14 protein-coding genes are annotated in these 13,224 nt (G+C 37.2%); 13 read left to right on the top strand and 1 reads right to left on the bottom strand.

Annotated elements, in window-relative coordinates; genetic code table 11:
* The first annotated feature begins 37 nt into the window (after positions 1–37).
* The 12 genes from MJG50_RS02375 to lacD all read left to right on the top strand — a co-directional run bounded on the left by MJG50_RS02375 (position 38) and on the right by lacD (position 12,033).
* On the top strand, positions 38–823 hold the full coding sequence (locus MJG50_RS02375) for a carbohydrate ABC transporter permease (protein WP_431307252.1): 786 nt from the start codon (positions 38–40) through the stop codon (positions 821–823).
* A gap of 15 nt (positions 824–838) precedes the next feature.
* Positions 839–1,720 (top strand): carbohydrate ABC transporter permease, encoded by an 882-nt coding sequence (locus tag MJG50_RS02370; protein WP_240252409.1) that lies wholly within the window; start codon positions 839–841, stop codon positions 1,718–1,720.
* Between the two features lie 74 nt (positions 1,721–1,794).
* Complete coding sequence (locus MJG50_RS02365; RefSeq protein WP_240252408.1) at positions 1,795–1,965, top strand: DUF6903 family protein; 171 nt, start codon at positions 1,795–1,797, stop codon at positions 1,963–1,965.
* Positions 1,966–2,042: 77 nt separating this feature from the next.
* Positions 2,043–3,788, top strand: a complete 1,746-nt coding sequence (locus MJG50_RS02360) for a glycoside hydrolase family 35 protein (RefSeq protein WP_240252407.1) — start codon at positions 2,043–2,045, stop codon at positions 3,786–3,788.
* Between the two features lie 169 nt (positions 3,789–3,957).
* Entirely contained in the window at positions 3,958–5,262 is a 1,305-nt protein-coding gene (locus MJG50_RS02355; protein WP_240252406.1) for an ABC transporter substrate-binding protein, read from the top strand.
* A gap of 79 nt (positions 5,263–5,341) precedes the next feature.
* Positions 5,342–6,223 (top strand): carbohydrate ABC transporter permease, encoded by an 882-nt coding sequence (locus tag MJG50_RS02350; RefSeq protein ID WP_240252405.1) that lies wholly within the window; start codon positions 5,342–5,344, stop codon positions 6,221–6,223.
* 38 nt (positions 6,224–6,261) lie between these two features.
* Positions 6,262–7,095 carry a carbohydrate ABC transporter permease gene (locus MJG50_RS02345; RefSeq protein WP_240252404.1) on the top strand — a complete coding sequence of 278 codons (834 nt, stop codon included), beginning with the start codon at positions 6,262–6,264 and terminating at the stop codon, positions 7,093–7,095.
* 44 nt (positions 7,096–7,139) lie between these two features.
* Complete coding sequence (locus MJG50_RS02335) at positions 7,140–7,871, top strand: GntR family transcriptional regulator (protein WP_275695465.1); 732 nt, start codon at positions 7,140–7,142, stop codon at positions 7,869–7,871.
* Positions 7,872–7,965: 94 nt separating this feature from the next.
* On the top strand, positions 7,966–8,874 hold the full coding sequence (locus tag MJG50_RS02330) for an ROK family protein (RefSeq protein WP_240252403.1): 909 nt from the start codon (positions 7,966–7,968) through the stop codon (positions 8,872–8,874).
* 34 nt (positions 8,875–8,908) lie between these two features.
* Positions 8,909–10,078, top strand: coding sequence for an SIS domain-containing protein (locus MJG50_RS02325; protein ID WP_240252402.1), 1,170 nt, complete (start codon positions 8,909–8,911; stop codon positions 10,076–10,078).
* Between the two features lie 17 nt (positions 10,079–10,095).
* On the top strand, positions 10,096–11,031 hold the full coding sequence (gene lacC, locus MJG50_RS02320) for a tagatose-6-phosphate kinase (RefSeq protein WP_240252401.1): 936 nt from the start codon (positions 10,096–10,098) through the stop codon (positions 11,029–11,031).
* Positions 11,032–11,046: 15 nt separating this feature from the next.
* Positions 11,047–12,033 (top strand): tagatose-bisphosphate aldolase, encoded by a 987-nt coding sequence (gene lacD / locus MJG50_RS02315; protein WP_240252400.1) that lies wholly within the window; start codon positions 11,047–11,049, stop codon positions 12,031–12,033.
* 450 nt (positions 12,034–12,483) lie between these two features.
* On the opposite strand, the gene MJG50_RS02310 is transcribed toward lacD, so the two are convergent.
* The gene (locus MJG50_RS02310; RefSeq protein ID WP_240252399.1) at positions 12,484–12,675 is read right to left on the bottom strand and encodes a DUF4177 domain-containing protein; all 192 of its coding nucleotides are present in this window, start codon (positions 12,673–12,675) and stop codon (positions 12,484–12,486) included.
* A gap of 236 nt (positions 12,676–12,911) precedes the next feature.
* Between MJG50_RS02310 and MJG50_RS02305 the strand changes: the two genes are divergently transcribed.
* On the top strand, positions 12,912–13,145 hold the full coding sequence (locus tag MJG50_RS02305; RefSeq protein WP_240252398.1) for a GGDEF domain-containing protein: 234 nt from the start codon (positions 12,912–12,914) through the stop codon (positions 13,143–13,145).
* Positions 13,146–13,224 lie beyond the last annotated feature (79 nt).

The raw sequence follows: 13,224 nt of genomic DNA, 5'->3' as shown, positions 1-13,224 counted from the left end.
AATTTTCATGGTAATCCCGACAATCGAAGTATTTAGAATGTCCTTATATAAATGGGGTGGATTCTCAAATAATAAGGAATTTGTTGGTTTAGCTAATTTTAAAATTCTATGGGATGATATGAACTTCATTCGATCACTTCAAAATAGTGTTCTATTGATTGTAGTTGTTACCCTTATCACAATGATAATGGCATTACTATTTGCAACATTACTAACAAGAGAAAATATGAAAGGGAGTAGCTTCTTCCGCGTTGTTTTTTATATTCCAAATATCTTATCCATTGTAGTTATAGCCGGTATTTTTTCTGCTGTTTATACGCCGACAAATGGATTACTAAATAGTATTTTTGGTTTGTTTAAACTTGAAGGACTTCAACAAATGTGGCTCGGTGATCAGCAAATTGCAATATTTGCGATTGGTGGTGCATTAATTTGGCAAGCGATTGGTTACTACATGGTCATGTACATGTCTAGCATTGCTAGTATTCCAGAAAGTCTATATGAGGCTTCATCCCTAGAGGGTGCCGGGCGGATTAGACAATTTTTCAGTATTACATTGCCACTAATTTGGAATAACATTCGGACTACATTAACGTTCTTCATTATTAGTACGATTAATTTAAGTTTTTTACTTGTGCAGGCAATGACTGGCGGAGGTCCTGATGGGGCAACCGAGGTCTTCTTAAGCTATATGTATAAGCAGGCGTACACGAATTCCTCTTATGGTTATGGTATGGCAATTGGAGTTGTCATCTTCTTATTCTCATTTGCATTGTCAGCAATAATTAGTCATGTCACAAAACGTGAAGTATATGAGTATTAAGGAGGTTGATGAACGATGAAAAAAAGAAAAGGTATGAGTGCGGAAAAAGTATATCACTTGTTTATATATGTTGCACTTTTTACATTAGCCATTTCGATTATTATACCAGTTGGTTGGGTTTTCCTATCATCTATTAAGCAAAATTCAGAGTTTTATGGCAGCCCTTGGACAATGCCGACAAGCTTCTATTTTCAAAACTTCATAGATGCTTTCCAAAAGGCAAATATGGGGACCTATATGTTAAATTCTGTGATGGTAACCGCATTAGCACTTTTGATTTTATTAGTTGTTGCTTTACCTGCAGCATATGTTCTTGCTAGGTATACATTCAGAGGTAGTAAGTTTTTAAATACACTATTTAAAGCAGGATTATTTGTTAACGTGAACTACATTGTTGTTCCAATCTTCCTTATGTTATTGAACGGAGATACATTTCTGCGTGGCCAATTTGGTGATGGATTTTTACTAGATAATCTATTTATCCTTGCAGTGGTATATGCCGCGACAGCTTTGCCATTTACGATTTTCTTATTATCTAGTTATTTTCAATCACTACCCACAACCTATGAGGAAGCTGCTTTGGTTGATGGAGCGGGGTATTTTAAAACAATGATTCGCATTATGATTCCGATGGCAAGACCAAGTATTATAACGATTATTCTCTTTAACTTTCTGTCATTTTGGAATGAATATATCATCGCCTTAACGTTAATACCTGGTCCGAATAAAACGTTACCAGTCGGATTAATGAACTTAATGGCAGCACAGAAATCTGCCGCAAACTATGGGCAATTGTATGCAGGTATGGTTCTGGTCATGTTGCCAACCCTGATTTTATACATTATTGTGCAGAAAAAATTAACACAAGGGATGACACTTGGTGGTTTGAAAGATTAAGAGACCACAAGATTGATAGTAAAAAATAACGCTGGCATTTTTACTAAAATGTAAAGATCTGGGGGGATTGAAGAATGGATCGTAATGTTTTCTACATAATTATTAAACTAATACTATTTATTATTTGTATTGCTTTAATCATTATTGGCCAAAGTACTGTCGGAAAACCAAATTTTGGAATCATGTTAATCGGTCTAGCTGGACTTCTTTTATTACTTTACGATTACAATCGGAAATATACATAATGATTTGTTTGTAGGATAACCACTTTAATGAAGTGGAAGAAATGTCCCCATGCATCTGTAGAAGGAGCTGTATTGTTTTGACAAATTTAAAAGTACAAGGTAAAGACCTTTATTTAAATGGTGAACCGATTCAACTAATTTCTGGTGCAATCCATTATTTTCGGATTGTACCGGAATATTGGGAGGATCGATTATTAAAATTAAAGGCTTGTGGGTTTAATACGGTGGAAACCTATATTCCATGGAATTTACACGAGCCACATGAAGGTAAATTTCATTTTAGTGGAATTGCTGATGTAGAAAGATTTATTCAAATTGCGGAACAGGTAGGACTGCATGTTATTATCCGCCCTAGCCCTTATATTTGTGCAGAATGGGAATTTGGAGGTCTTCCAGCATGGTTACTAGCAGATCGTAATATGAGAGTAAGGACTGCTTACAAACCATACTTAGAAAAAGTTGATGCGTATTTCGATGTGTTAATGGAAAAATTAAAGCCTTTACTTATTTCAAATGGTGGTCCAATCGTTGCGATGCAAATTGAAAATGAATATGGGAGCTTCGGGAATGATAAAGAGTATCTTACTTACCTAAAGGATGGAATGATCGCAAGAGGTATGGATGTTTTGCTATTTACCTCAGACGGTCCTACCGATTCAATGCTCCAAGGTGGAATGCTACCTGGTATTCTTGCAACTGTAAATTTTGGTTCACGTCCAAAACAGTCATTTGAAAAATTGTATGAATATCGTCCAAATACCCCCAAAATTTGTATGGAATATTGGAATGGATGGTTTGATCATTGGGGGGAGGAGCATCATCAACGGGATCCACATGAAGCCGCAAATACATTTGCTGAAATGCTGGAGGACGGGGCATCCGTGAATTTTTATATGTTCCATGGAGGAACGAACTTTGGCTTCTATAATGGAGCAAACTTTGATGAAGATTATGCCCCAACCGTTACAAGCTATGATTATGATTGCCCATTAAGTGAATCGGGGGATTTGACCCCGAAATTTTATGCGGTTCGTGAGGCGATTTCTCGTCATATTCCATTAGGGGAAATGGAGCTTCCAGTTCCGATCCCAAAGCGAGGTTATGGACAAGTCAGAATGACAAAGGTTGCTTCACTATTTAATTCATTAGAGCAAATAAGTACGCCGGAACGAAGGGTTCATCCTGAAACAATGGAAGCAATGGGTCAAAATTACGGATTTATACTGTATCGTACTTTTATTAAAGGTCCAATTGATGAGCATCCATTAACTATTCAAGATGTTCGTGACCGTGCACTTGTCTTTATTAATGGTGACTATAAAGGGACGATTGACAGGTGGAAAAATAATACAATTTCATTTAATGTACCAAGAGATGGGGTACAGCTTGATATTTTAGTAGAAAATATGGGGAGAATTAATTACGGCCCGAAATTAAGAGATTATAAAGGGATTACAGAGGGAGTACGCTTAGAACGCCAATTCCTGTTTGACTGGACAATTTTTCCGTTGCCTTTAGAGGATCTTTCTAGGCTTTCGTTCGAGGATATAGAGGGGAACTCTTGCGTTGGTCCAGCCTTTTACAAAGGTGAATTTGAAGTGGACGAAGTTGCAGATACTTTCATCGAATTGCCAAATTGGACAAAAGGTGTTGTCTATATAAATGGATTCAACCTGGGAAGGTATTGGGAAGTTGGTCCACAGGAAACACTGTACGTACCAGGGCCTTTACTAAAAAAGGGAAAAAATGAAATCGTGGTATTTGAATTACATGCGAATAAAGAACCTGTCATTTCATTCATTGATACGCCAAAGTTAGGATAGAGAACCAAAATGAGGAGAGTTATCTACGGTATTGTAGGTAACTCTCTTTTTCAATGTTAAAAATTATTAAAAAATATCCAATCAACCAGTTGACCCATCAACCCGATTAGTTTATATTTAAATTGTTAGAAAATTGTGCATTAACTTTTAGATCAAAGGGGGAAATTTTGTGGGGAAAAAGAGAAGTAGTTTTTTTATCACACTTCTGTTGGCGCTTGTTTTAGTATTATCTGCTTGTAGTAGTGGAAGTTCATCCTCAAGCAAAGACACAACAATCAAGTATTGGTCGATGTGGAATAAAGGTGAGCCACAGCAAGTAGTCATCCAAAAAGTCATTGACGCTTATGAGGATGCTAATCCAGATGTAAAGATTGACGTACAATGGATGGGCCGTGAAGTGATGTCTAAAGTACGAAATGCAGCATTAAGTGGAGATGCACCAGACCTTACGGAACAATCTGGAGCAGAGGTTGAAGGAGCACTTATCAATAATGAGTTAGTTGAACCATTAAATGAACTACTGACAAAGAAAATTCCAAATGAAGATACACCATTCCAAGATGTATTCATTGACGACGTTCTATCTTTCTATCAAAAAGATGACAATACGTATTTTATCCCATATGAAATTATTAGCTCAGGCTTTCATTATAATGAAAACGTATTCAATGAGCATGGAGTTGAACCACCGAAAACTTGGGATGAATTTATCGAAGTAGCGAAAAAGTTAAAGAATGCAGGATTGGCTCCGCTCGCACAAGATGGAAATATCGATTTCTATAATGCGTATTATTACTACTGGTTAGTTGAACGTTTGATGGGTCCGGGTGCTTTAGTTGAAGCAGCTGGAGATAAAACAGGTGAAACATGGTCTCAGTCTGGCTATGTGGAAGCTGCCAAAAAGGTGCAGGAACTTGTTGATCTAGGCCTGTTTGTCGATGGATATAAAGGAAGTCAGTACCCGGCAGCGCAAACAGCATGGGCAAGTGGTGATTCTGCAATGATCCTAAATGGAAGCTGGTTATCAAGTGAAACTGCTGAATATTCTGCGGAAGACTTTGTATATAAAGCTTTTCCTTTTCCAACAATTGAAGGTGGAAAAGGAGGAACTGATCAGGCAGAGCTTTACTTGATTGGATGGGTTGCACCAAAAGGAGCTCAAAAAGAAGCGGTTTCTGATTTCTTAGCATTTGCCATGCAGAAGAAATATCAAGAAGGAATTGTGAAGGATACAAAAAATATTAGCACTAGAGCAGATTTAGAGGCACCTGAGGCATTGGCAGATTTTAGAGAATTAGTTATCAATGCTTCATCTTATCATAAAGAATATGATGGCTTACAAGCTGAATTCCCTGATTGGTGGAAAATAGTATTCTTACCACTTGATGATAAATTAATTTTCGGCGAAATCAAGGCAGAAGAATTTATCAAGGAGCTACAAAAGCAAACAAAAGAATATTGGGATAAACAATAAGAGACAGCTATTTGGAAAGCAGGAGGAATGCGTTCCCCCTGCTTTTTTGAAAAGCAGAAGTGTTAAGGAGGGATGTAATGTGAGGAATAGTCGAAAAAAACTAACAATCCCATATTTATTACCAGCGGTAGGCTTATATCTTGTATTTTTCATTGGTCCAGCCATTTATGGCCTATGGATTAGTTTTCATGAGTGGAGTGGTTTTACCGAACATATGACTTTTGTGGGGCTTAAAAATTATGCGAAAATAATCCATGATCCAATTTACTGGCAATCATTTTTGAATATGATGCTCATTTTATTTGTTGGTGGAATTTTCGTTTTTCTAATTGGATTTCTCTTTACGGCATTATTAAGTCAAGGAGTTATTGCAAAAAAGGCAATTCGAGCGATTATATTTTTCCCGCAAATCATTGCTCCAATTGCGTTGGCAGTTGTTTGGAATTATTTATACCGGTATGATATTGGTTTTTTTAACTCTGTGTTAACTGCCATTGGACTTGATCCAGTGAACTGGACGGGTCCTGACAATATTATGATGTCTGCCATTACATCGATTATTTGGTACAGTACTGGTTTTTATGCAATTATTCTATTAGCTGGAGTAGATAAAATTCCAAATACAATCTTTGAAGCAGCACGAGTAGAGGGCGCATCTACATTTACAATTTTCACTAAGGTTACGCTTCCGTTAATTTGGGATGTAATGTCAATCGCAATCATTTTATGGGGAATCAATGCGATTCGATTGTTTGACTTCCTGTTCGCATTTGGAGGAGCTGAACCGCCAACCCGAATGTGGAATACGGCCATGTATCAATTTATCCTCGGATTTGGTCAGCGAACGCCGATTTATCAATTAGGATATTCTAGTGCGATTGCAGTAACAATGGTAGTTGTTGTTTTATTATTTGTTGTTACGGGAAGAAGGCTATTTAAACGCGAAGTGTACGAATTATAAGGCTTTCTTTAGGATTAGAAACGAAAGGAGCAAAAAATGTGAAAAGTAGTGGGCGTCTATGGTCAGCACTTGGAAAAACGTTTATATATGTTTGGACCCTATTTATTCTATTTATTTTAGGCTGGATTATTTTAGCCTCATTGAAGACAAATCGTGAATTATTTGAAGGCTTTTGGAGTATGCCAAAATCACTGCAGTGGGGGAATTACTATACTGCATGGGTGCAATCAGACCTTGCTTCATACTTTTTTAATAGTTTATTAGTTGTTACACTCAGTGTACTTGGCATTGTGTTAGTAAGTGCCCCAGCAGCCTACGTATTATCAAGATACAAATTTTTCGGAAGAGAATTTATAACAAATACTTTTATTATCGGGATAGGGATTCCGTATCAAGCAGTGCTCATCCCAATTTATTTACTATTAATAAAAATTGGCTTAATTAATTCATTTATTGGTTTAATCATTGTATATATTGCGTTATCACTTCCTTTTACAATCTTTATCTTGACTGGTTTTTTCCAAAGCTTGCCCTCAGATGTAGAGGAAGCGGCAGTAATCGACGGAGCAAGTGAGAACACAATCTTTTGGAGGGTTATGCTTCCGATGGCTCGCCCTGGTTTGGTAACAGTTATGATACTGAATGCTGTTGGCTTATGGAATGAGTTTCTATTAGCAAAGGCATATATGAATGTGAATGAGAAGTATACATTATCTGTTGGGTTATACCAATTTTATCAATCGATGCAATATAATTCTGATTGGGTAAGCTTATTTGCAGGAGTCGTGATTATAATCTTCCCAATTCTAATTTTCTATTTATGGCTGTCTGATAAGGTAATTGAAGGGATGACTGCTGGAAGCGGGAAATAAAATATGGTATATTTACAGGTATTATAGGGTAGAGGGAGAATGGCATGAAAAAATTAGACCCAACAAGCTTTGTACCACTTTATCATCAATTAAAAGAAATTATTGTTGAGAACATTGAAAATAATGTTTGGAATCCTGATGATAAAATCCCTTCTGAGCACCAATTAAGTGCACAATATGAAGTAAGTCGAAATACGGCAAAAAAGGCGATTGAAGATTTGGTTCAGGATGGCATTCTTTATCGGGTTCAAGGAACAGGTACCTTTGTGACAAGACCGAAAATCGAACAGTCCTTATCTGGATTTTATAGTTTCAGTCAGGTTCTAAAGGAAAAGGGTCTTAATCCTAAAGATTTAATTTTAAAAATATCAATTGAAGCAGCTACACAGAAGGTTGCCAAAGCTTTACAAATTCCAAGGGATGCTGAAGTGATCGTGCTTCAAAGACTTCGTTGTGCGAATGAGGAACCGATTATTTTGGAATCATCTTACTTACCTAAAAATAGAATTGAAAATATCGAAAAAATGAATACAGTAGGGGAGACACCATTATATGATATTTTGGCAAATGAATATCAATTATTCGTAACCTCTGCAAAAGAAACGTTTGAACCCGTTCTTATAAGGGAATATGAGGGGAATTTATTGAAAGTTAAGGAAGGTAGTCCGGCTCTTTTACTGGAAAGGGTTGCATTTGATCGCCAAAGAGTACCAGTAGAATATTGTAAATCGATTGTCCGTGGGGATCGTTGTAGATTTTACACAGAGTTAATCTAACTTTGTGTTTCTATTTATTTAGGGTTGACCCATCAACCCATTAATAGGTAATATGTACAGGTAGCATCCAAAATAAGTAGGGGGTGTTTTTTACATGAAGCAAGCAATTGGAATTGATATTGGCGGAACTAAAATTGCTGCTGGAATTGTCACAGAATCTGGTAATCTACTACATCGAACGGAAGTGAAAAGTGACCCTTCAAACCGAGAGAAGATGTTTGCAAAAGTTGTTGAAGCGGTTGAACTTGTATTAGAAAAGTCCTCTCTATCAATTAGTGATATTGCAGGGCTTGGCATAGGGGTTCCTGGTAAGGTGGATCGTGAAAATGGTGTTGCCGTCTTCCAAAATAATCTGCCATGGAGAAACTTTCCTCTTTCAAAGCGATTAAGTGATCATTTTGTAATTGAACGGATCACGACAGACAATGATGTGTATATGGCAGCTTTTGCAGAGTGGAGGCATTCTGGGACATTGAATAATGAGACATTTGTATATGTGACTGTGAGTACAGGGATTTCCAGCACGATTATACAGAATGGTTCATTTTTTAGAGGGGCTGGTTTTGCCGGAGAATTAGGCTTGATTCCTGTTCTTTCAATAAGAAATCAAAACGAAAATAAGCGATTAGAAAAAGTAGCTGCAGGACCTGCCATTCAACAAATGGCTAGAGAGGATTTAAAGGAAGAGCAACTGTTAACAAAGGACGTTTTTGGGGGTTATCACAAAGGCAAACTAGAATTAAAAAAGATTATTGAAGAGGTTGCTGATAATATTGCCCAGGGGCTTTATTCGATTTCATGTCTCATTGACCCACATAAAATTGTTTTTGGTGGGAGTGTCATGGTGAATAATCCTTTTTTACTAGAATTGATTAAGGAAAAGCTACAAATCTATCAAATTCCCGAACAGCATCATGTTTTGGAACAAATGAGAATCAGTACGTTAAAGCAGGATAATGGAGTTGTTGGTGCTGGCCAACGAGTTTTTGAGGGTATGTGTTGATTAAGATGATATTGACAAAAAGGAGTGTCTAATCGTGTTTACAAGCAGACAAGAAGAATTAGAATCGTTAGGTGCTTTGATTACGACAAAGGAAATTGCACAACAGCCTGATTTATGGGCTGAGGTATATTCGTTATTTGAACAGAAATATAGTGATATCAAATCATTTCTTGAGAAAATAGCAACAAAGCATGAACGGGTGAGAATCATTTTTACTGGTGCAGGTACGTCAGCATATGTAGGGGATACTGTGGCTCCTTATTTGAAAGAGAAGATCGATGAAATGCAATGGGAAATACAATCTATACCAACAACAACTTTGGTGTCAAATCCTTATCAATTTTTAAAAGCAGATTTTCCAACATTACTTGTGTCCTTTGCAAGAAGTGGCAATAGTCCAGAAAGTGTGGCAGCAGTCGAATTAGCAGAACAAATTGTAACTGATTTTTATCAATTAACAATTACTTGTGCCAAAGAAGGGGAACTAGCTAAACGTTCAATTGGTGATGAAAATAACTTGTTATTACTAATGCCGGAAAAATCAAATGATCAAGGCTTTGCGATGACTGGCAGTTATACGTGTATGACATTAACGGCCTTACTCGTATTCGATACTATATCAGTGGAAGATAAGACGACAATTGTTCATACACTTTGTGCGATGGGTGAGAGTGTAATAAGTAGGGAAGATGAATTAGTAAAGGTGATGCATTCGGATGTTGAGCGAATTATCTATTTGGGCTCTGGTAGCTTGGAAGGCTTATCTAGAGAAGCCCAATTAAAATTACTGGAGCTAACAGCCGGTCAAGTTGTTACAGCTTTCGATTCACCACTTGGATTTAGACATGGTCCAAAATCATTTGTAAATGAAAAAGCGCTCGTATTTGTATTTGTTTCAAATGAGGCATATACACGTCAATATGATTTGGATATGTTAAGTGAATTAAAACAGGATGATATTGCAAAAGGTATTTACGCAATTGAAGTAGCAGGAGAGGTTAACTTTGACGGAGATTCCTTTGAATTTGGAACTGATGCAGAAGGGATACCCGATGCTTATTTAGCATTACCTTACGTGATGTTTGCCCAAACAATCGCATTATTGGCGTCCATTAAGGTAGGCAATAAACCAGATACACCTTCTCCGACGGGTACAGTAAATCGTGTTGTAAAAGGTGTCACGATTCATGAGTACAGAGCCTAAATAATGGAGGTTGTCCTATGATTCTAGCTGTCACAATGAACCCGTCCGTTGATATTTCATATCCCCTTAGTCATTTGAAGCTGAATGATGTTAATCGGATTAAAAGTGTCCAAAAGACGGCCGGCGGAAAAGGACTAAACGTTGCCCGAGTGATCAAGCAGATGGGGGAAGATGTCATTACGACGGGTGTTCTTGGTGGTACTACAGGAGAATTTATTTGCCAAGAATTAATAAAAATGAATATTAAGAATGAATTTTTAAAGATAAATCAAGAATCAAGAAACTGTATTGCGATTCTTCATGAAAATATGCAAACGGAGATTTTAGAAGCTGGCCCAACTTTGGGATTTGAAGAATCAGACGCATTTCTAGAAAAATTCAGGAGACTATTAGGGAAGGTTTCGTCTGTAACGATATCGGGCAGTTTGCCAAGCGGACTGCCGACGGACTTTTATTTTCAAATGCTAAAAATAAGTAAAAGCGAGGATATCCCTGTTATCATCGATACGTCAGGGGAAGCGTTGAGACAAGTTTTAATCCATGAGGCAAAGCCATTAGCTATCAAACCAAATATATCCGAGTTGTCTCAATTACTTGGAGTAGAAGTAGGAAGTGATGTGAAAAGCTTGAAGCTGGCTTTGGACCATGAGCTTTTTAAAGGGATTGAATGGATTGTCGTCTCAATGGGGAGTGATGGTGCATTTGTACGGCATGGTGGGGATTACTACCAGGTAATGATTCCTAAAATAAATGTGGTTAATCCGGTTGGCTCTGGAGATGCAACGGTTGCTGGATTAGCATGTGCCTTGAAACGGAATCAACCTATTGAAACTGTGATGAAGACGGCAATGACAACTGGAATGCTAAATACGATGGAATCAAGTACAGGTTCAATTAATAGACTGAAATTTGAAGAATATTATTGCCTAGTAAAGCTTGAAAAAATAGATTGATAGAGGTGGAATATGATGTTAGAACTTACAGAAAATAAACGAGCTGCCTTAGAACGTTTATCAGATGAAAATGGGGTAATTGGAGCATTGGCAATTGACCAGCGGGGCTCATTGAAAAAGATGATAGCTTCAGGAAGTGCGAATAATGTGGGTGATGAGGGAATTATCCGCTTTAAAGAAATTGTCTCAGATGAGTTAACCCCATATGCAACATCGATCCTATTAGATCCGGAATATGGTTTGCCAGCAGCAAAGGTTCGAGATAAAAATGCTGGTCTTCTTGTTGCCTATGAAAAAACAGGCTATGATGCAACAGCAGTAGGTCGTTTACCCGATTTACTTGAGGAATGGTCTGTTAAGAGATTGAAAGATGCGGGTGCAGATGCAGTTAAATTCTTGCTATATTATGATGTGGATGAAGATAAAAAAATTAATGACTACAAGCATGTCTACATGGAGCGAATTGGGTCTGAATGTGTAGCAGAGGATATCCCGTTCTTCCTTGAAATTCTTACATATGATGCTTCAAACGATGATGTGAAAAGTAAGGAATTCGCACAAGTGAAACCACTAAAGGTCAGCGGAGCGATGAAAGAGTTCTCAAAACCACAATACAATGTGGATGTATTAAAGGTCGAAGTTCCAGTTAATATGAATTTTGTTGAGGGGTATGGAGCAGGAGAGGCTGTATATTCCAAAGAAGTTGCAGCAGCATATTTTAAAGAGCAAAGCGAAGCAACGCACATCCCATTCATTTTCCTAAGTGCTGGTGTAAGTGCAGAACTATTTCAGGAAACACTAAAATTCGCAAAAGCTTCTGGATCAACCTTTAACGGAGTACTTTGTGGCCGGGCAACATGGAGAGATGGTGTAGAGCCTTTTGCAACAAGTGGTGAACAAGCTGGCCGGGATTGGCTGCAAAGCACTGGAAAGGGAAATATTGAGGCTTTGAATGCAGTGCTAAGTGAAACTGCAAGTTCGTGGTTTGAGAAGGTTAGATAATGAGAGTGTGGCATAAGGATATATTACGTTTGTAATGCTGAGACTGAACCCGCGGAAAGCGAAGTATTTTGATGGAGCATTTCATAACTGTAAATTAAATTACTGAACTAATTCAGCTAGCAAGTATGAATTGGTTCAGTAATTTTTATGCGTAAAGGTCTGATTTCTTTGAATTCGAGGTATTACCTAGTCATTCGGTATTTTCTTGAGTAACTATTTGCCTTCAAAATATGGAATCCGGCGGGTATTGAAGATAATCCGGCCGATTCTGGAGGTAATTCGGCGGTTTTGAGGATTATTCGGCCGATTTACATAATAATCCGGCGGTTTTTCTATTTTATTCGGCTGACACCCCTAATTAATGGAAATCCACCAATTTACGAACGGGGTTAGCCCCGCATATTTTAAATAGTATTTTCATTCTTCATAACAAATGATTACAATAGCAATTTAAGAGTGCGAGGGACGTTCAAAAATTAGTTCAAAGTAAGCAGCAGAACCATATCCTTTTATAGCTGGTGCAAAGATTTGAACAAATCTCCATCCCTCTTTACCGTGCTGTTGAATGATATCTTGATAACCTTCCTTCGGCTTACTACTCCAAGTGCTTAGTTCAATTTTTACGAATTTATATTCATACATCATATACACCTCAACTAATTGTTTTAGTTCTATATACGAAATGAATGGGATAAGGTTTCATAGAGCATGGGGATCGTATATTGTACCCAGTGATCATATAAAAAATTTACTTTTTTTTACATCTGAAAACGCTTTATGATTTCATAAGAAAAGGATAAAATACAAGTATATTATTTTTCTGGTTTATTCGAAAAGAATAGGAGAAGTGGAATGATCGATAAAGAAGATTTAAAGATTTGATAAAAGGGGCAACATCTGAAAGTGGCGAAAAACGAGCGGAACAAATAGAAAAAATGATTAGGAACGTAAGGGTAATGAATGATGAAAGTGAGATTTCAGTAAAATCTAGTATTGGAGTTGCTGATAATTTAAATGGTGAAATTACCACTTTTGTTGATTTATTCAATTTGGCGGATACTGCGCTTTATAAAGCAAAACAAAATGGGAAAAATCAAATTTATATAAAATAAATCAAGGGGACATTTCTCTTTCTTCATTGAAGTTTGAGAAATGTCCCTGTTTTAAAATGAACTTTTTAACGAGATGATT

Source organism: Fredinandcohnia quinoae, assembly GCF_022427965.1.
Classification (GTDB): domain Bacteria; phylum Bacillota; class Bacilli; order Bacillales; family Bacillaceae_L; genus Ferdinandcohnia; species Ferdinandcohnia quinoae.
The sequence above is the reverse complement of the archived record's forward strand: the minus strand, read 5'-3'. Positions and strand labels throughout refer to the sequence as shown.

Bases quoted from the DNA above. Each gene is read 5' to 3' on its own strand.
- lacC (WP_240252401.1), top strand. From the start codon at position 10,096: ATGATTCTAGCTGTCACAATGAACCCGTCCGTTGATATTTCATATCCC.
- MJG50_RS02310 (WP_240252399.1), bottom strand. From the start codon at position 12,675: ATGTATGAATATAAATTCGTAAAAATTGAACTAAGCACTTGGAGTAGT.
- MJG50_RS02335 (WP_275695465.1), top strand. From the start codon at position 7,140: ATGAAAAAATTAGACCCAACAAGCTTTGTACCACTTTATCATCAATTA.
- MJG50_RS02375 (WP_431307252.1), top strand. From the start codon at position 38: ATGTCCTTATATAAATGGGGTGGATTCTCAAATAATAAGGAATTTGTT.
- lacD (WP_240252400.1), top strand. From the start codon at position 11,047: ATGTTAGAACTTACAGAAAATAAACGAGCTGCCTTAGAACGTTTATCA.
- MJG50_RS02330 (WP_240252403.1), top strand. From the start codon at position 7,966: ATGAAGCAAGCAATTGGAATTGATATTGGCGGAACTAAAATTGCTGCT.
- MJG50_RS02365 (WP_240252408.1), top strand. From the start codon at position 1,795: ATGGATCGTAATGTTTTCTACATAATTATTAAACTAATACTATTTATT.
- MJG50_RS02370 (WP_240252409.1), top strand. From the start codon at position 839: ATGAAAAAAAGAAAAGGTATGAGTGCGGAAAAAGTATATCACTTGTTT.